Source organism: Dechloromonas sp. HYN0024 (assembly GCF_003441615.1).
GTDB lineage: Bacteria > Pseudomonadota > Gammaproteobacteria > Burkholderiales > Rhodocyclaceae > Azonexus.
The window spans coordinates 1,839,033-1,859,849 of record NZ_CP031842.1; the positions used below are offsets into that span (position 1 = coordinate 1,839,033).

10 protein-coding genes are annotated in these 20,817 nt (G+C 60.1%); all 10 read right to left on the bottom strand.

Annotated features, from left to right (window positions below):
- Positions 1-10 precede the first annotated feature (10 nt).
- A complete protein-coding gene (locus HYN24_RS08905) occupies positions 11-622 on the bottom strand; it encodes a hypothetical protein (protein WP_117608919.1) in 612 nt (203 codons plus the stop codon).
- A 6-nt stretch (positions 623-628) separates the two neighbouring features.
- Entirely contained in the window at positions 629-2,347 is a 1,719-nt protein-coding gene (locus HYN24_RS08910; protein WP_117608920.1) for a putative porin, read from the bottom strand.
- 23 nt (positions 2,348-2,370) lie between these two features.
- The gene (locus HYN24_RS08915; RefSeq protein ID WP_117608921.1) at positions 2,371-3,045 is read right to left on the bottom strand and encodes a TonB C-terminal domain-containing protein; all 675 of its coding nucleotides are present in this window, start codon (positions 3,043-3,045) and stop codon (positions 2,371-2,373) included.
- Between the two features lies 1 nt (position 3,046).
- A complete protein-coding gene (locus HYN24_RS08920; RefSeq protein ID WP_117608922.1) occupies positions 3,047-3,451 on the bottom strand; it encodes a biopolymer transporter ExbD in 405 nt (134 codons plus the stop codon).
- A gap of 1 nt (position 3,452) precedes the next feature.
- The gene (locus HYN24_RS08925; protein WP_117608923.1) at positions 3,453-3,854 is read right to left on the bottom strand and encodes a biopolymer transporter ExbD; all 402 of its coding nucleotides are present in this window, start codon (positions 3,852-3,854) and stop codon (positions 3,453-3,455) included.
- A gap of 12 nt (positions 3,855-3,866) precedes the next feature.
- Positions 3,867-5,573, bottom strand: a complete 1,707-nt coding sequence (locus HYN24_RS08930; RefSeq protein ID WP_205421359.1) for a DUF2341 domain-containing protein — start codon at positions 5,571-5,573, stop codon at positions 3,867-3,869.
- A 26-nt stretch (positions 5,574-5,599) separates the two neighbouring features.
- Positions 5,600-16,609: a filamentous haemagglutinin family protein gene (locus tag HYN24_RS08935; RefSeq protein ID WP_117608925.1), complete on the bottom strand. Its 11,010-nt coding sequence runs from the start codon at positions 16,607-16,609 to the stop codon at positions 5,600-5,602.
- A gap of 2 nt (positions 16,610-16,611) precedes the next feature.
- Positions 16,612-18,228, bottom strand: a complete 1,617-nt coding sequence (locus tag HYN24_RS08940; RefSeq protein ID WP_162888674.1) for a ShlB/FhaC/HecB family hemolysin secretion/activation protein — start codon at positions 18,226-18,228, stop codon at positions 16,612-16,614.
- Positions 18,229-18,361: 133 nt separating this feature from the next.
- Positions 18,362-19,747, bottom strand: a complete 1,386-nt coding sequence (locus HYN24_RS08945; protein ID WP_117608927.1) for a hypothetical protein — start codon at positions 19,745-19,747, stop codon at positions 18,362-18,364.
- Between the two features lie 111 nt (positions 19,748-19,858).
- The gene (locus tag HYN24_RS16020) at positions 19,859-20,572 is read right to left on the bottom strand and encodes a PEP-CTERM sorting domain-containing protein (RefSeq protein WP_205421360.1); all 714 of its coding nucleotides are present in this window, start codon (positions 20,570-20,572) and stop codon (positions 19,859-19,861) included.
- Positions 20,573-20,817: the final 245 nt, after the last annotated feature.

Here is a 20,817-nt window from a genome sequence, read left to right on the forward strand (position 1 = left end):
CGCCGAAAACTCAGGGATTCAGCAGATCCTTGTCGAATTTTTCGCGATCTTCCTCGATCATCTTTTCGATTTGCGCCCGCTTCAATCCTGTAAACGGCTCGGCCTGCAGCACCGAACTCAGGCAACTCTTGGCCTCGTATTTGTCGAGTAGTTCATTACCCAGCCTGTACATCCGGGCATTGCGCTCGGAACAACCGGCCAACCCCGTCCGCAGACGAGCCACTGCCCCTTCCATCTGCAGCTTTTCAGCTGCAAAAGCCTGTTTCGACTCGGCTAGCTTGCGTTCGGTATCGGCCAGGCGGGTCGTCAAATCCGATTTTTCGCTGCTCGTCTGCTCACGCAACACCGCAAGCTCCTTGGTCAAACGGGCTGACCTGACGGTTGCGGCTTCGGCAACGCGCTGACTCTCGGCGAGCTTAGCCTCACTTTCCTTCGCCTGCGCTTCCGCCGTCGCCACCTGCTGGGCCAGTTTGGCCTTTTCCTGCTCGGCGACCCGCAGTTGTTGCTGCAGGCGGCGCGAAGGATCTTTGCCGGAATTGTCGGCGGCCATCACGGAGCCAGCCGCCAGCATGGCGACAACCCCGAAGACCTGCCATGTCGGCTTTCCAAGTATTTTTCTCATGTCTGCTTAAAACCTCGAATTCAGCTCGACCTGGAGCAGGTCGACTGAAAGCTTGGTGGACGTTGCCGTCGACGAAATTTTCGGCGCCATCGAGTCGATCAGCTGCGAGGCCATCAGACGGCCCGACACCCATGTGTTCTTGTAGATTCCATAGCTGCCACCGAGGATGTAGCCCTTGGAATTGGTGCCACCCAGACCGAAGTCAGAGTTGGTATAAGCATCGACCACAGCATCGCTGCCGAGCCAGCGATAAGCCAGCGAGACATTCCAACTGCCCGGCGTATAGGTGGTCTGGTATCCGACGCCAATCTTGCCGAGATAGCCTGAATCCTTGCCGTCCGTAATGGTATAGCCGGTTCTAGCTGCGATCCTGCTGCGATCGAAAGCCAGATTCCGCACGTAATCGCCGGTCAAGACAATATGTACAGGGTCAAAGTTGGCGATATCCAGCGAACCGGTCAGATTGAATTCGCGGAACTCGGAGGCGAGGCCCCAGTAGGCAGGCAAAATATAGTCCGTATTGGCATTTACGGTAAACAAGGTATTTCCCCGCTGCCGCATGCTGCTCGGATATTCATAGCGTGTGCCGTAGTCGGGAACGGGATTGCCAAGGTTATAGCGGGCATCGGTTTCAATTGCGCCAGCTATCCCACGATAGTCATACAGTGCCGCCGCGACCTTGAGATCGGTCGCCGATGCAAGATGCCACTTCAGACCAGCCTGTACGCCGGTCAGGTCACGAGACTTGGTCTGTAGCGGATTGTCAGTACGCAAGGGGAACCAGCCAACCGAGGCGAAGCCGCGGAGTCTTGAAGAGAAAGGAACGGAGGCACTTGCTGCCACACCTTCAAAACTCAGGTCATCAGCCCAAACCAGATCGGTACTGAAAAAAGGATTGGCGATACGGCCGCCCGTCAGGCTGAGCCACGAAGTCGGCTGCAAGGTAAGGTAGCCCCGATCGAGAACCAGCGAGTACTTGTTGAACCCCTGCCCCATGGTCTGATTGGTAGACGTCGGGCCGGTGGTAATACCGGTGGCAAGACGAAACCCAGCTGTGACCGAATCGGAAACCTTGGCCGCCGCACCAAACCTGAGACGCAGGCGGGTACGATTGAAATCTTCAGTCGTATTCACGTTGTCCACATTGCCGGCCAGATCAGCGCCGCGCGTCAGGCCGGGGAGAAGCGAAGGACTCAAGCCGGAAGTATTACCCGCCAGGCTGCCTGAACGTGTATTGCTCTGCCCGAGCCGGATGGAATCCTCGCGCAATCGCACATCGCCCTCGAACGTGAAGCGATCCAGCCATTCCGGCAGGGCACCGGGGTTGCCCCAGCGCTCTTCCTTGGCCTGCGCCAGCACTTCACCCTTCAACTGCTCGCGAATTTCGCGCTTCATCGATTCCGGGATGTAGGGGACGCGTACGACGCGGCCCTTGCTCGCGTCGGCCGGGACACCGGCAGTTGCGGCCGGACTCTGGGTTGCCGCTGTCAGGGCCGTGGCAACGACTCCGCTGGCTGCAAGTTCGGCCATGATCTGGCGACGGATTTCGTCGACCATTTCCGCCTTCATCTCGGCACGCAGCTCGCGCTTGATCTGCTCACGCATTTCGCGCTGGGCATCCGGGGATGACTCGGCCGCCTTGGCAACCATCGGCGTGCCAAGAACGATCATGGCGGCGAGCACGGCACAGGAAATTTTGGTCGGGGGCGTAGGAATAGGTCGCATTACAGAGCTTTCATGGGTCTTGATTACCCGCGGCCACTGGCCACGATACGCAGTTTTATCGGAAGCGGCATTTTTGCCGGCGGTGGTTCGGAAAATGTGGCAAACGTGGCGAGGACTGCCCGTATGGATTCATCGGTCTCATCATCTTTCGACGAACCGACCAACTCGTAATGCTTTAGGCGGCCGTCGTCGGCGACCCAGAGCAGGAGATCAACCTTGTACTGGCGGCGCTTCAGTTCTGGGCGCTTGGCCAGATGGCGCTGCAACTCGCCCTTGATGGACATGGCGTAGGTGTTGAACGGATTCACCAGACCGCCGCCCGTGCCGGCCCCAACGCGACTGAGGTCTTCGCTCGTCACCTTGCCGGCCGCGAACATGCTGGGGCCGTCGCCAGCGGCGCCTTCCATTTTCAGGGAGGGGTCGGCCGGAGGCTGCTCCTTCTTGTCCTCGTTCATCTTCACCTCCTTTTGCTCCTTGGGAGGTTCCGGGCGCTTTTCTTCCTTGGGCGGCGGTGGAGGCGGTGGTGGTGGCGTGTTGGGAATCAGCGATATCTTGGGTGGCTTCTTGGTGGTGGCACTTTTGCCGCCAAACATTCCATAGAGTCCCCAGCCGACAAGCGCCACGATAACCACGACGACCACGGCCATGATGATCAACTTGCGGCGATCCGCTTTCTCTTCATTCTCGTGTTGGGACATGTCAGGTTCCTATCCTGGCGGTGACCAGACCGAGGTTTGAGATATTGAGGCGTCCGGCCAGGTCGATAATTTCCACGACATTGGCATAATCGGCTTCGGGATCGCCCTTGACGACCAGCGAGAACTCGGGATCACGGCTGTGGAGGGCCGTCAGCAGCGACTCAAGCTGCGGCATCGAGACCCCGGCGCCATTGAGCAGCAGGCGGCCGCCCGGCATGACCTGGACAATGCGCATTTCCTTCTTGACCGTACTCGGCTTGTTGCTTGGCTTGGGCAGGTTGATGTTGAGACCCTGCACCGAGGCCGTGGTCATGATGATGAAGATGACCAGCAGCACATAGGCGAGATCGAGCATCGGCGTGACGTTAATGCTGTCGTAGGGTTTGGTTTCGGTTTGAACGTGCATGCTATTTGGCTCTCACCGTGACCAGCCCGACATCCGTAATATCGTGCGACTTGAGCAGTTCAAGGACGGCCATAACCTTGCCGTAATGTGCCTTACCATCGCCCTTGACGACTATGGGCAGGGACGGGTTGCCGCCCTTGAGCTGATCGATGCGCTGACCGAGGACCTCCAGAGTTACCGGATAGGCGTCAAGAAAAATATCACCCCGCTCCGAGATGGTGACCGCCTTGGTCCCCGGCTTGGCGAGACTGGCGGTGTTCTTAGTCTTCGGCAACTCGACCTTGACGCCCTGTACCGAGGCCGTGGTCATGATGATGAAGATGACCAGCAGCACATAAGCCAGATCGAGCATGGGCGTGACGTTGATATCGTCATAGGCCTGGAGTTCTTCCTGAACCTGCATTTATCAAACCTCTCAGCGCGAATGCAGTTCCGCGGCCTTGGTAATGAACTCGTCAGCAAACACCGACATATCAGCCGTCACGTTCTTGATCTGGGAAGCCAGCCAGTTGTAGCCGAATAGCGCCGGGATGGCGACCGCCAGACCGGCCACGGTGGCGACCAGCGCTGCCGCAATACCCGGCGCGATGGAGTTAACATTGACGTCACCAGCTGCAGCAATGGCCGCGAAGGTGATCATGACGCCGACCACGGTGCCGAGCAGGCCGAGGAAGGGGCCGCCGGAAATGGCGATGGTGAGTAGCACGATCTGGCTGTTGATGCGCTGGCCTTCACGAATCTGCGTGGCATCGAGCGAGGCGCGGATCGAATCGAGGGCGGCGCCGGACAGTGCCGGGGTGTCGCCCAGCTTGCCCATGGCGTCAAAGCGGTGGGCGATTTCGCGCAGGCCGACGGCATACAGGCGCGTAATGCTCGAATGACGCAGAAGCGGGTCATCAGCCTGCGCTTCGGCGATGGCCGAACCCGGCGTCAGCATTTCGGCCGAGGACTCGCCAAAGCGCTCGAGGAATTCTGCATTGCCCTTCTTGAGGCGTGACAGGTATTGCGCCTTGCCGACCATGACCACGACGCTGATGACGAACATGATGATCAGGATGCCGATGACGATCCAACCGTCAATCGTCACCGCGCCGAGCAGGATGGAGAAGTAGTTGATGCCTTCGCCGCCCACCTCTTCATCGAAACTGACCATCGGCGATTCTGCCGACTGGCTCACAGCCAGCGCCTTGATGTAGTCAGCCGAGCGCGCCACGCCAGCCAGGCCGATTTCATCGACCTCGCCACGGAACCCATCAGCCAGGACGACATCGCCGGCTAGATCGGTGAGGGCAAGATCTCCATTGCCAGCAGCTGCGCCATCGACAAACAGCGAAACCTTGCCGGCCACGGCGGTCACCGCCAGATGCTGCCAGAGGCCCGGCTTGAGCGCTGTGCCGGCCTTGACCTGGGTGGTGCCCAGGGAAACGACCGGTATGCCGGCGACCAGGCCGATGCTCAGCGAGCCGATACTCATCAGCTTGCCGCCTTCCATTGCCACCGGCTTGACCCAGGTGGTGAAGGTAAAACCGTTAGCCGACGCGATGCGCAGGGACGGCGAGGCCGGCAGGACCAGACGCGAGGCGCCATCGAATTCCAGCGAGCCACCCATCGGCCCGGCCGCTACCGGCTTGCCGGCGGCTTCACGGGCGCTATTGGCATTGCCGGTCGCGTCGCGTCCGACATCCGGGGCGGACAGGTGCAGGGCAAAAATCTGCGCCGCGTCGTAAGTGCCCTTGGCATCGGCAGTAGCCGGTGCATCGGCCTTGCCCCACTCGATCACGAAGCCGGCCGCCTTGGCATTGGCCGCAACGCGCGGCACCTGCACCCAGGCCATGCCCAGTTCGTTGGTCGGGTCGTACTGTTCCAGATGGAACTTGAGCGGCGTCTTGCCATCGGCCGACATGAAGCGCACATCGGAACCATCCGGCTTGGCATCGGCAAAAGTGAAATTACCGCTATGCAGACGCACGGCCACGGGAATCTGGGTGACTTCCTGCTTCAGTTCCGCCCCCGTCGGCGTCGTGTCGAGCGTCACCTTCTGTTTATGCGCCCAGTCTCCCGCATGGGCAAACAACGACACGGAAAGGAGGAGGGCCGTCAGGCCGGAGCGCATTGAGGTCATGGGTTTCATCAGTAATGGTTGGGGAGTCAAAGGAGCTTTTTCTTCTTGCGTTGGTCGTCTGATTCAACAGGCGTCACAGTCTGATTGCCTTGTGTTACCGGCTGTTGAAAGTTGCGCTCAGCGGTGCGTTCTTCCCGTCCGGCCTGTTGCGTATTGCGGGAAGCTGGTGCGGTAACCGGAGCAGCTGGCGCAACAACCCCGGCGGAACTGGCTTCACCGTAACCAAGCAACTCAACGGTCAAGCTGGTAGCGGCGTTGGGATCGGCCGCTCCGGTGTTGTTGAAGCTGTCCGTTTTGGCGACAGGCGTGCTGGCCGGGGTCGCAACGGCCCCACCGAGGCCGCTGGTGTCGGTGGTCTTGGCGCCGGAAACACTGCCTGCAGCAGCAATGTTATTGGCGTTTAGAACGGTCTGAGCGACGATATTGACTCCGCCGGTCGAGCGAACGCCAGCGTCACCTGCGTCGAAGATGCCGCGCGGAGCAATCGGATAGACACTGCTTTCCGGCACATCGGGCCCGGCTCTCAGGGTCGCAATCCCGGAGCCGGAAATCGAGCTCGAGATATCAACCTGGGTATTGCCTTTTTCATCGGTGGTCAGCAAGGGCGGTGGTGCAGACTGCGCCGTTTTCGCCCCCTTTCCGGCATCAATATTGCCGTATTGGGAAACCAGCGTGATACCACCGCCACCCAGCGTGAAGACCCGTCCCTGATTGACCAGGAAGTCGGTTTTAACCAAGGACTGCAAATCACCCCCGCCGATCGTGAAAATACCGAGGTCGGAGGCTTTCTTTGTTTTCAGATAGCCCGGGATGTTGGTCAGGCCCGCATAAACTGACCCGCCTGGCGCAAAGACATTGATCGAGCCACCTCGATCTGTTTTCAGCTGGCTGCCAAAGACGTTGACGTCGCCGCCGGTAATCGATGCAGTCGGGAATAGGCCGGCGATGATGGCATCAAAGACCTCAAGGTTAAAATTTTTGCCTTTATCACTGCTGCTGCCAAGGAATGACAGGTAGTCGGTGTAGGACGTTACAAATGCGATGCGCTTCGGGATCGGCAAGGCCTTGAACAGTTCGACCGCGCGATCCGGCGTGATTTCAGAAGGCAGCGACGGGTCAAGCGAACGCATGTACGCGATGAGTTTCACCTGATCGCCCGTTGGCCAGGTGTCGGTGGTCGTTCCCGTTGATTGCGAGAGTCCGAGAGTGCTTACCTCCGGGGCACGCAGCCAGGCTGAAGTCAGCGTCGGAGAAAGAAAACCCGCCATAAGTTCGGAGGAAGGAATGGTGCGGACATAATTGAAAAACGCGTCATTCAGCAATTCCTTGTTGGCCAGGAAGAAGCCATTCCGCTGGGCGTCCGGGAGTCCATTGAAACGCTGCGTCAGGGTTGTCAGGTTCGTTCCCAATGACGGATAAAGCCGGGTCATATAGGCGATGAAGGCTTGTTGGCCCGTGGCAGGCAAATCCGCCGCACTAAAGTTATTGGCATTGAAGAACAGCGAAATGAATACCGCGTAGTCCGGTCTTGCCCCCGCGACGATATCGATTCCTGCTCCTTGTGCAGGCAGATAGGGGTTGTCCAGATTGCCGCGGGTAACCACGCCGGTGCCATTGCCCAGGTCGAAATTTCTGCCAGCGGTGAAATCAATGCGCCCGGGTCCGGTCACCACGTCACCCACCACGTTCTTGCCGCCAACCTTGGTCGTCGTCACGATGTCCCGACCGGCAGTGACCGTAGTGACATCGGACGTCGATAGCTGCTGAATGGCAAAACCGAAGTCCAGAATATCGCGACCTGCGGATATCTCGGCACGTTTGGGTAGAACGACCGTGGCCGGGAAATAGCCATCACCCCGGAAGTCGATATCGCCGTTGATCGCAATGATGTGAGCCGGATTCGTATCGCTGGCATGCAAGCCGCCCGCCGTGTGGAATGACAAGCCATCGGCGCCGGCTTGCAGGGCATCGACGATGGACTGATCAACCCCCTTGGGGGATAGCGCCGTCGGCATCGTTGCCGGATCGCGATCAATCATGACGATCGGCTGCGTGGTGCCGGTTGGTACGCCATTCGCGTCGCGATTGAACTGGGCGACGATGCTACCCTTGGCGAGCAGGTCAAGCTGCCCGGATGCCGCAGGCGCCAGGCTGAAGCCGTGCTGGAAGGTGATATTTCCGTTCAGGGCCACGGTGCGCAGTGTGCCGGGGTACATCAGATAGAAGCCTAGGAAGCTGTCACCTAGGTCGAGAAGTTCGGTGCCGCCAGCTGCCTTGATCGCATTGGCGTTTTCGCTGAGCAGCACGTTGCCCGAGACGGATGTCAGGGTTACGGCGCTGGTGCTGCCGTAGGTCAAATAGGTGCTGAATTTTTCCGGCAGGGTACCCGGGGTCAGGGTAAACGGGTCGCCGATGTTTCCGGTGACGTTGGTCGCGCTCTGGACAGCCATTGTCGGATTGAAGGCGCTCTCAATCTCCAGATTCTTGCCTGCGCTTACCCGGAACTGCGTATCGCCGCCGGCAAGAACCGGACGCAGCGAAACGAGCGCACCACCGTTTGGCCCGGTACCGGAAACACTCATGTCTTCAACAATGTGGTCGCCGGCAACAATGGATCCGGCAGCGCTGAGCGTGGCACTACCTTTCTGTGCATAAAACACGCCGCCACGGATGTCGCCACCAGCACGGACGAGAAGATCGCCGCCACCCTGTTCAATCAACTGCCCATTGCTTGGAGAGGTTCCAGAGAAATTGGCGTTGGTGGCTACGCTCGCGGAGACATTGGTGACATCACCGGTTTCGGCAATCACCGTAATGTCGCCGCCGCCGAAAGTCGCTATGCCCTGGTTGAAATAATCAGGCCGCGACCACCAGGCGGTGTTTTGCAACTTTCCGCTCTTGCTGTCGAAGAGGATCGCACCGGTTGCATCTTCGTAGCTTCGGCCCTGTCGAAACAGCCAGTTGTTGATCATCTGGTTGGTGACCGGCCCCACGACATTGCGCCCCGCCAGAATGCTGATTGCCCCACCGCCACTCGTGAAGCCGGCGCCGGTCGAGGTCGTGCTGCCATACGCCGCATTGTTGTTGCTCTTGATCGCAGTCGACAAGGCACTGGTTTTGCCGGCGGTATAGAGGCTTGCGCCAACCGTCGGGTTTCCGCTGAAGTTGGCCATGCTGACGAATGAGCCGCCAAGAAGGGTGCCAGTCGTCAGATCCAGGGTGTCGAGCAGGACATCACGCCCGGCGGCGATGTTGATGAAGCCGGTACCCGTACGCACCATGGCAACCGGTAGGTCGGTACCGGTTCCCGAGGTGCGGGCGAAGCTCAGTCGCACATCGCCCGTGTTGAGCAGGGTCGCCTGCGGGTTGGCTGCAGCACTATCGGCACCACCGACCAGGCGGTAGCTCCATGACGATGCGCCTCTGGCCGATGTATCGAGCGACCAATCCGGCATGGCTGCGGTCGCCGCAGTCGCCTTGTCAAAGCCATCGCTGATCGAGCCGTTGATCAGCAGATTTCCGCCGGCGCGAAGTGTCAACATGCCGGGCTGGCCGTTGAATCGCCACGTGTCGAGATTCCAGCCGCGATTCTGCTTGGAGCCGGTAGCCAGGGTTTCGTTGACGGAGACGGTCAAGTCGCCCGTGGAGCGCACTTCCATGCCGGGCATCAGCGCCACCGACTGACTGCCGGCAAACCGACCGAGAATGGTGCTGGCGTTAGCGATGAACGTATTGGCCTCGGTATACATCTTGCCAGTCGCAGCACCGCTCGTATTGGCCACATTGAGGTTGGTGGAGCTATCTGCAGCAGCGCTGATTCTGCTGGCCGTGTAAACCTTGTAGGCCTCAATTCCGATGGAGCGGCTTCCCTGCACTGTCGACGTATCGAAGGCAACAATTGCCACATCATTGTTGGTATTCAGACGAGGCGCCCGCAGCAGCAACGTACCGCCCTGGCCGGCTCCATTGCCGCTGACATCAAGCACAGCACCGGAATTTACGGTGATGCTGGCATCCCCGCTAATGGCCGTCGGCTGGCTACCGTTTGCCGTAGCCGTCCCGATGACGATACTGCCGCCATCACCGGTCGAGCCAGCTGCACTGGTCACCACGGTGCTTGCCGATGCGACCAGGCGGGCGGTGCTGGCGATGACGATATTGCCGCTACCCGTCCCTGCCTGGTCCTCGGCCGCATAAAGCTCGATGCTACCGCCTTTGGGGCCGCGCGCATCAATTTTCCCGGCAATGTTGATGTTGCCGTTATCGACTGCGATGACGCTCTGACGAGCTGTCATTGTTTCGCTATTGGCCAGTGCGACGTCGGCATGACGCACCCGGAAAGCACGCGATTCTGTAAAACCGTTGCTGTCGAGCTTGGCGTTGAGTGCGCCAAAACTCATGGCCGGGTCAAGCTGGTCGACATCCATGGCAAAACGCCCCTGGGCCGGAACGAAACCGTCGATACCGGACCTGGCCGTTCCCTTCATGGTGCCGTTGAGGGTTGCCTGGCCTGTGCCGCTGCCATTAACGGCTTTTACCGAAATCGAGCCGGCATCGGCGCCAACTGAGGAAACGTCGAGGGTCGCGGTGCTGCCCAGCAAAATGCTGCCGGCATCCAGCGCGATGCTGCCGGCGGGTGCATAGGCCACGGTACTACCGAAGACCTGCGACGTACCGGCAGCGCTGATCGTGCCGCGATTTATATCGATCCTGTCGGAGGCAGTCAGTTTGACCTTGCCTGAATTGGCGACAATTGTCGCGTCGGAAACAATGTCATTGCCGACAAACGACAGGCTGCCGCCCGATTCCGGTGCGGCCAGCGTACCCACGACGCTGTGACCCTGGTTCAAGTGCAGCGCTCCGGCAGCGGTCAAGGCTGCATCTGCACCGCCGCGTGCGGTTATCCGTCCGGCTGCGACAACTAGGTTTGCATCAGTACTCAATGCGCCACCCTTTCCGGCTGCCCGGACATCGTTGCTGGCGCTGAGTGTCGCCGTAGTGAAACCGTGCAGAGCAAAGGCACCGTTGCCGATCTCGATATCCCTGGCATTGAATGTCACGCTGCCGCCGTTAGCGCCGGTCGTCGCATCGACTCCGGCATTGTCGAAGCGGATGGTTTGCGCTGTGAATGTGGCTTGTGTGGGGTGGCCGCCGGCCATAGCACGCATGCCGGCACCCATAAAGCTCAGATTTTGGGTTGCGCTGTTGCCCAGATTGACCGTGCCGTAAACATCGATGGTGCTGTAGCTGGTGAAACTCAGGCTGGAGAGATTGTTCAGCGCAGACAGCGCCGCATCGTCAAATCTCAGGCCCGAGACATCGCCCGGAGCCCCGGACCCGAAGCTGATACGGTTGGCGCCCAGGCCAAGGGCGGTACCGTTGCCCAGAGCGAGCGGCCCGCCAACCAGCGTCGACTTGGTGGCATCGAGCATGACCGAGCCGGTAGCGGCCAGTTTCGCTCCGGCCTCGACCTCAAGCGTTCCCTTCGCACCGGCCGGCGCAGAAATAGAACCATCCGCAGCGATTTGGCTACGCTGGGCTGTTATCTGGGCGCCGGTGCTGACCCGCAACAAGGCACCGTCGGCACCGGTGGTCGGTGACGACTTGTCGGAAATTGCCAGCGCGCGCGGCGTGTGACTCAGTGTTCCCTGAGCAACCAATGAGCTGCCGGATTTCATCTTAATGGTGCCGTTTGCCGCCAGAATGATTTCCGGACCGGTGAGTGCGGTCGCTTCACTGTTCGCGACAATGATCTTGTCCGCTCCGACCACCAGTTGATCGACGGCGCCACTGGCGGTGCGCACACCGCCCAGCAACAGGCTGTCGGCCCCCAAGGCTGTCAGGTCACCGACGGCCAGCTTAAGTGCGCCGGCGCCCGATTCGCCCGGCAAGGCGGACGCACGGTCGGAAACGATCGCGATCTCGGGAGCCGAAATGTCGGCAATCCCGCTGCTGCCGCCGGCGGCAGCCGCCAGACGAACCACGCCGTCAAGATTGAGCGACTGGGATACGTCGAACACGACGTGGCCACCACTCACGGGAGATGTGGCAAGGGAGGAGAGGAATTTGTTGGCCGAATAGTCGGCAAATTCGGACTGCGTGCGTACCTGTGCTGCCGATGTCAGCAGGAAGCCGGACCAGCGGTTATCCCTACCGCCACCCAGCGTCGCCCGGTAGCCGGCAACCATCCAGCTGCCGTCAACTTTCTGATTATTGCCACGACTGACCATGTCGGTGGTACCGGCGACAGCCGAAACCGTAAAGGCACCCGGCATCAGTGCATAGTGGCCCGGCAACAGGGTGTAATAGCCAGCGGCGAGACCGCTGACGCCAGACAGGTAGACGCTGTCACCCGGCTTCAGACCACCGTCCTGGGCATACTGATAGTCGCGCGGCGCGACCGGGATGCTGTAACCCGGCAAGATGGCGAAGACGTTGGCCGAGGCACTGCCTGTTGCCTTGGCCAGGACATCTCGTGACCCACCAGGGCCCGGCGTGAACTCGTAAGCATAGAGATCGCCACCACCAGATAGATCAAGGATCGCCCCGCTACCAAAATTGACCGATCGGCCCCGCGATACGATGCGTTTGTCCGGCAGTGCGTAGTAGTTGGTGGCATTGACGTTGTTCAGATCAACGGCATTTCCGTTGCCAAAGTCGTACAGCCAGTCCCGGCCGTTCTGCACGAAACCCAGGGGGATGGTACCGGTGGCGTTGACTGAGGTCTGGCTTGCCGCACCATAGCTGAGGGTATCGACTGCATCGAAAACGATCGAGCCCAACGGTGCGCGAACCACGCCATTCTGCGTAATGTTCTGCGCCGTGACCGTCAGGCTGCCGCCTGCTGTCAGCGGCTGCGTCGCGGCATTACCGTTGCTCGCAAATGAAATTTCATTGCCGCTTCCCGTCGTTGCAAGCTCGAATTGGCTAAGCGATGTCGGATAGACCTGGGCCGACGTTAAGTCCATCTTCCCGGTCACCGAAAAACGGCCGGTAGACTCGATCAGGGGCTGAGAGGTCGGCGGCGTCGCATTCAGATCGGCTGCAACCTGCCCGACCAGACGGACATCACCCGTGGCATAGATTGATGCAGCATCGAAACCCTGCAGGGCGCTGTAGCCAATCAGGTCCACCGTGCCTGCATCGGCTACCAGCGAAACGCCACCAACCGTCGAAGCAGAGGATGCCGGGGCTGTCTGATAACGCCAATCGGCACTACCCAGTTGGACATAGGGTGCAGTGAGGGTCAACGAACTGTTGGCCAGAGCCCCGGGCGCAGCAGCAATGGCGGGGGCGTCAACGGTCAGGCCGGCGCGCGCACGGAGTGCCAGACTGCCTCTGCCGAGATCAAAACTCACGACGTTCTGGCTCTTCAGCTTGATCCAGTCGAAGCCGCCCCGATTGAGGCTGCTGGCCAATACGAAGCCCTGCCCTTCCCAGCCGGACAGGGGCGTATCGGCAGCAGGAAGAGTCGGAATGTTTCGGTTGTCGGCCGTCACCTGAAGATTTCGGGCCGCCGCAGGATAACCGGCCGGATCCAGGTTGCCCGGCTTCCATTCCCGGTCGAGCACAATAGACAGACTACCGCCGGCCGCCGTGGTATTGCCACCTGCCGCGGCAAGCGTGCCCTCCAGGACAAGACCCTGGCTTGCCCGAATGTCAATGCTGCCGCCGGCACTGGCGACAAGATTCGACTGCTGTCCACCGCGTGATGCCGATCCAACTGGCAGTTGCATCGTTGCCGTGGTACCCGAAACATCCAGTCGGGCCCCTGCTTCGACCACGACATAGCCGGGTGCGGCAACCAGATTGCCACTGTCGAAACGCCCGATCTGAATAGTGCCGCCACCCAGGAGACTACCCTGGGTCAGAGCGGTTCCGTCCCGCCACAGACGGCTGGCCGTACCGCTGGCATCGAGAACCGCCTGCGAGCCGATCCAAATGCTGCGTTCCGGACGATAGGGAAGACCGCTGTTGATGGCCGGGGTCAGCGTCAGGTTGATCGTGCCGCCATGCGCTTCGATGGTGCCGTCCACCGTGATCTGGCGACCAGCGGCGAGGCTGACCGTGGCACCCGGATCAGTGACGATGCTGGCACCCGCCTCGACGTCGATTTTTCCCATGCCGTCGAGAAGTTGCGGCAGGGCCGACAAGCGCAGGCTGCTGGCGCCACGTGAACCAAGCACCGATCCCAGCGGCAGTGTGGCGATGCTGAAGGCATCGCTCATCTTTCCGCTGGCAACGTTTGCCGTGAGGCGGTTGGACATCCAGTTATCCACGCGTGGCGCTATCGTTGCGCCCGACGCCACGGTGATATTGCGGGCGGCGCGGATGTCGTAGGTGGCAAAGCCGCCCTTCTGGAAAAAGCTGCTGGACAGCCCCAGATCATTGACATCGGTAGGCGTGCCGCCGAGCGTGAAGCCACGACCCGACAGCGTGAGCGTGCCACCGGCATTCAGGCCATAGGCGCTGAATGAAAGGTCGGAACCCAGTGACAATAGGGAAAATGCCGGATCGGTCGATGCGCTGATCGATATGCTGCCACCGGTCCCTGCCGAAATCTTTCCGGTGCTATTCATCCAGGCGCCGCCCGAGGCGTCGAAAGAAGCGCCACTGCCGACCACCATGCTCGGCCCGCTCAAACTGATGCTACCGCCGCTATTGACCAGCGGACTGATCGGGTTGCCCTGAGCGTCCACTTCCGCCGCCGAAAGAACGCGATCGTTGGTCCATTTGCCCGCAACATCGAGCCGCACGCCCGGATCGACCGTGACCTGCGATTGCGAACCCACAGAAATCTTGCCGCCGGGCGCGGAGATGGGGGCACTGATTTCGGTCGTTCCGGCTGAAATCAGTGTCAATGAGCCGCCTGCCGGTAATTTAACCGGGGCGTTGACCGTAATGTCGCCACCACCATAGACGCTCAGACGCGAAAATCCGGCGTCGGTCAGCGTGGTCGGATCAATCACCAGGCCCGAGTTCGCGCTGCCGATGGTGACCTTGTTTTGATAGACGAAATCGGGCGACTGGCTAAGATCCACCTGATTTCCTATAACCAGTGCGCCGCCCAACGGCCGCCCCGCCGACGAGATATCCCGCTGTTTCGGGCCGGGTGAGGCCGTGCCGCTCAGGGTACCGACGAGGGACAGCGTCGGGGCGACGACAGTGATGGTGCCGGCGCTATAACCCTGGGTGTAGCCCGCCTCAAAAGTTCGCGGATCGGGCAGCCCGGTGACCGGATCGGGCGCAGGCGTAACTACGCCGTCATAGATCCGGTCCGGCGTTGCACTGTTGATATCGAAATAGCGACCAAGCGAGCTCAATTGCGAGGTAACCACATTGCCACCGAGATAGCTGACGATACCGCCTGAAACATTTATCTTCGAATCGGCATTCAAGACGATGGCATCATCGGCCTGTAATTTTACCGTGCCGCCAGTTGCTGACCGTTCGCCCACACCATGTTCGACGAGATCGAGCCAACCCTGGATATTGGCGATCTTGAGGTTGCCCTTGCGCGCATCAACACTGACCGTCTGGCCGCGCAGGATGGAGTTTCTCAATAGCGGGTCATCGGCGAATTCAGTTCCGCGCAGATCGACCTTGATGACATTACTTTCCATCGCCAGCTTGGTGCTGGTCGTACCCGAGACATCAATGAGCGCACCGGAATCGAGTGCGATGCTGGCGCCGCTGCCCGGGGTGGACGTGACGCCCCGGGTTTCCGCGCTCACGCTGGCGCTGACATTGACCTCGCCAGCGGGGGCGACAATCTTCGCATTGCTGAGCAGATGCACGCTCTTGCCTGAGAGATCGACCAGCGAGGGATTGAAGGAACTGCCGGAAGTGGTTGTCGGATCTTCCAAAGTCGGCAGGATCTGGGTCGTACTGTTGGAACCGAGTACCAGTGTGCCGCCATGGTTAGGCGGCGTCGGGGCGGTAATGCTGCCCTGCGTCGCACCGTCGCGGGCATGCAGGTAGATCGAGCCATTGACATTGACCGAAGTGGTTGCCGACACCATGCCCATCTGGTTGACGGCAAGGCCAACCAGCGTGGCGTTGCCGGTACCCACCGAAATTTTGCCGAAAACATCGTTAACCACCGAACTGCCCGCTGCCGGAATGGCCTGATTGCCGTTGGCGCTATTGACCGCGTCATTGTTGACCTCGATCAGCAGGCCCCGCATGCGGATGTCGCTGGGGCTGGCCAGATAGACCGATTGCCCGGCAGCCAGGGCGACCTGGCCATCCGGCGCGGAAAGCTGGCCGTTGTTGACGATGCTCGGTGCAACGAGCAGGATTTTCCCGCCGGTCCCGGCCGTCATGCTGGCCTGACCAGTGCCATCGCCTTCGACGGTAATCGCACCGGGCCGGCCGACCAGCGAAACCACGCCATTGGCATCGGTCTTCGTGGCATCCGGATCGGCAATGAATACCGGAGAAATGTTCGGAGCCAGCAAACCCTCGAGAAAACGCCTGTCGTCGATCTTAAGTGTAGTCGCCACTAGGGAATTGACATCCACCCGGGAGTTTTTGCCGAACACAATGCCATTGGGGTTGTAAATGTAAATCTGGCCCACCCCCTGAAGCATGCCGTCGATGGCGGTCTGGTTGTCGAAGGCGCCGCCACTGACCTTGTTGAGCAGCACCGATGATGTTCCCGGCTGAATGATCGTAACCTTGTAACCTGGGGCAATATCAAAACTATCCCAGCGCAGGATGCCTGCTGCATCGGTCTGGGTGATGGTCGCGGTTGTGCCATTGACCTGATAGGGATTGAAGCTGCCGGCGACAATCTGCGGCTGGCGAATGGTGGAGCTGCCGGAAACAAGGTTCTGGCTGACCGGACCACTTGGTAAGGGAATCTTGCCGGTCCAGTTACGGGCACTCTGCGCTATGGCCGGATTGCAGACCAGCAGACCGGCGGCAGCGACCACGGCGCAACCATCAAAGCAGCGCTGGATCGCGTCGGCGATAACGGATTTGCGGTAATCGCTCAGAAAATTGCGACGAAAAGTCGATTTACGCAGGGTCATTTTCAGAAATTCCACAAGAGGCGGGAATGAACCCGCAGGTCGCCGGAACGGGTCATATCGGCGTTATCCAGGGCACGTGCCAGGTCGAGATCAAAGCTCAGACCGTGTTTGCCGGCCAGCCGCAACCCAATGCCGGCGCCCCGCAAGAGTTGCGTCGAGGGCTGCGGATAGACCGGCTGCATGGTCCACAGCTTGGCCCCCTCGTAAAAGGCTAGGCCACTCAGCCACAGCGGTTCGCCCGCCTTCATGAGGTTGACCTTTGGGGTGCGCATTTCAAATGCCAGGCGCACGGCCCGGTCGCCCACGCGTTCGCTTTCCTGATAGCCGCGCACACTCTCGGCGCCACCGGCAGAGAACTGCTCGTTGCTGACCAGCGGACCGGAGGCAAACTGAAGGTCGAGCTTGCCGGCCAGCGACCAGCGGCCGATTGATTCGGTGTGCAGAAGTCCGCCACGCAGAGCAAGAAAATCGGCGCTGGCGCCCTGCCGCTTGCCGGCGAACTCTGCTTCGTTGTTGCCGAGAAGCCCACGCATGCCCAGCGTGGCCGTAGCATCGAACGATGTGGTGCTGGCGTTGCCCAGCCAATTGCTGTTGTAGGCGGCAACCAGAGGCACGTAGGTGATCGGGGTTGGCAGTTCGGACGAACCGGCGACCACCACCGTTTGCTTGACGTCCTTGTAATCGAGGCCGAGGCTCAGGGAATGGGTGAAGTTTTCCAGACCGGGCAGCGCCATGGCATAGCGGGTGCCGTAAATATTCGAATTGCCCAGCATTCCCAGCCCGGGCGACCCGGCCAGCGAGGCAAACTTGCTGCGCGAGATGACGGCGTACATGACCAGCGCATTACCCCGGTCATCGGTCGGCATGACATAGGTTCCGGCTACCATCCGAACTTCATCGGTCTTTTCCGGCGAACTCTGGAAATTCAGGCTGGCGCTGTGACCCAGTTGCCAGAGATTGTCATAGCGCAAACTACCGGACAGGCGGGTTGGCGTCGTGTTGGGACTTTGCCGGTTGTTGAGTTCCAGGCTCCCGTGGACGGGCAGGTCGTCATCGACTTCGATCTGGACTTCGACCAGCCCCGGAGAACGACCCGCCTTGAGCACCGGTGTCGCCTTGAGGTCGGCGCTGCGATTGAGCGCTTCCAGTTGGCGCTGGACTTCTGGAAAGTAGGGAATCTTGCCTGCGGCGAGTTCCGGCAACTGTTGCTTTATCCGGCTTGAACTGTGGAATTCGGCATTCTTGATGCGCAGCCTTTCGATCTGCCCTTCAATGACTCTCAGTCGCACATTGCCGTCATCGACCTTCTGTTCGGGAATCGAGACCAGGACCGTCAGATAGCCGGCCTTGTGATAGGCAGCCTCAAGGGCGCCACGGGCAGCTTCGACATCCTGCAGGGTCTTGCCTTCACCGAGAAAGGGGGTGATTGCCTGTTCGATATCGACATCGCTCAGACGGGTATTGCCTTCAACGTCGTACTCGAGAATATCAAAGCGGGGTATGGCCGGGTCCGCGTCGATGGCCTGGGCGGATGGTCCAAATTGCAGGGCCATCAGGCACAGCGCGATGCGGCTCAGAACGCCGACAGGCGATGATGAAAAACGAGCGGACAGATTCATGGCTTGCAATTTTTGCGATTGTTTGTTACCGGGCATACAGACCGGGGTTCAGAAAAACAATAAACACGGCCCCCTTTGCAGAGGGTCGTGTTTCAGGACAACAGGCGGCGCCGATGCGCCGCCTCAAGTCAAATTACTGCCACACGGAGCAGTTGTTGCCGCCCTTGGTGTAACGAGCCGTCTTGGTTGCGTCAGCGGTACCGGCCAGGTAGGCAATACCGGTCAGGTTCGACAGGTTGGCCTTGGCGATGTCGTCGGCGATGGCACGGGCAACCTTGCCGGCGCCGGTCGTCAGGCTGGTGGTGGACTTGACGTAGGCAGCCATTTCGGTGGCGAACTTGTAGGAGCCGTTCAGCAGGTTGGCACGATGCAGGCTGTCATAAGCGCCGTTAGCTTTGTAGTTCGGGCTCACGCCGTCAAGCTTGACGAAGTAGAAGGGCTTGGTAAGGGCCGTATCAACAGCATCCTTCTCGCCGAGGGAGACAACACCAATACCATAGCCGGTCATGGCCGACGTGCCGGTTGCAGAACCCGACCAGACGCAGACTTCAGCCTTGCCGGTAGAAACGTTGGCGGCGTCGACCACGTTGTAGGTCGGGGCATTGGAGTCGGCGTTGGTAACGACGGGAATAGCACCCAAATGGCCTTCCAGACCGCAAACATTGTTCAGGAAGAATATGTTGGAGGCAGCCTGGGTGCCGGACAGGTCGTCACGACGGCACAGGGTAATGTCGTTGGCGGCAACACCGAAGGCGTCGGAAGAGTTGAACTGGCCGCCGCTAGTCACGAAGGAGGCGTAGTCAGCAGAGCGGACGCTCGGCTGGCAGGCGCCATTGCCGGTGCCGACCACGAGCGTGGAGGCGGTGGCGGAAGCACAGGTAGCCGGCAGCAGGCCGTCAGCGATGTTCTTGGTGATCAGCGCGTCGTACAGATTGCCATTGACGATGACGCCAAAGCCTTCAATACCGGTGGAAGCAGAGGTGGAGGCAGCCTTGAGGGCAGAACCGGCGCTCAGCAGGCCAGGCGCAAATTCGTTGGCATAGACGTCAGACAGGGCCACGTCAGCTTCGCGGGCAGCGTTCGGGCCGGTACAGGTGATCTGCTCGGCAGCCGTGTGCGGTGCTGCAACAGCGGACTTGGCGCCGCAACCGGTCATATTGCCGGAGGCCATGACGACAGCTTCGGCTTCCGGCGAACCGGCGGAGATGACCTGGTTGAGGCCAGCGGCCGAACCATTGGTGCTGTTGTAGATGACCAGCATCGTGCCGCCGCCGTAGGCAGCCTTGGCATCGCCGAGCCAGCCCACCGCACCGTTGGCGCCGTTGATGAACAGAACGCCGTGGCTGGTGGTGTCGAAAACGGTGGTCGGGACAGCAGCGTACAGGGCGTTCTTCTGGGCCGAGGCGCCAGCGATGTAAACGGTTTGGGCAGCGACGGTGGTCGCCGGATCGTAGGTGGCGGCAAAGGCGGAAGCGCAACCAAGGGCGGCGCAGGCAGCAGCGAGGAATTTGACTTTCATGGGAGACTCCTGAATGGGATGAATATCTGGGTACGGTAATGAGTCATGAAGCCCGGCGATCAGGGTGTACCCGAAACTCAGGCACACCCTGCATCCCGGACTGGCCTGGATTTAGGCCTTGCGACGGCGGGCAACAGCACCCAGCATGAGCAGGCCGGCGGCCAGCATGCTGTAGGTTTCGGGTTCCGGCACGGCAGCAACGGCAACAGTCGTACCGTCGAAGGTGATGCCCGAAGCAACCAGGGTGCCGCCAGCGGCGCTGGTAGCAGCAGTCACGGTGTAGAAATCAGCAGCGGTACCAACGACGTTGTCGGTCGTCCAGCCAGCAGCGTTGCCGCCCCAGCTATTCTTCATGCCATTGGTGAAATTACCAGCATTGGCAGCATTGGTGTAGGCAGAAGTACCAGCACCAGTCAGAGCGGTCAGTGCGAAGAAGTTATTCAGGACAACACGGCCACCGGACATTTTGGTAGAGGTTTCGCTGCCGATGAGCGTACCAGCGGTAACGGTGGTACCCCACAGGCTGGATGCAGCATTGTTACCTTGGTTATAAACGATACCCCAGGTGGTATTGGCCAGCGAACCACCTTCGGCAGCCAGGTAGGCGTTGAAAGCAGAACCCGTGATGTTCTGGTTCAGGGTGGTCAGACCGGAGACAGCGCCCAGGTCAAAGGCAAAAGAATTGCCCGCAGCCTGGTCGATGGCGAAGAAGATCACATCAGAGGTAGCAGCGGCTGAGGCCGGAGCTGCAAGGGTAGCAGAAGCTTGACCAGCAACAGCAGCCAAGGCGACGGCGGCAACGAGTGCCTTGAACTTGAATTTCATAATAAAACTCCAATAAGGTCGAATTGAACGTGAACCGGCGTACCGGTAGAGTCCGTAAAACCTTAGGACACGGCTAACTGCCTTCTCGCGCTGCCTGATTTTTCCAGCAGGTCTGGCCTGAGAGGTGGCTACCGCTACTCCCGACTACTTTTCACAGATGCGCTTACTTTAGTAACAGTCTGTGACAGCGCTACATACCCGGAAACGGCCATTAATAGTCCGTACGGACTAGGCATCGAAAAAAG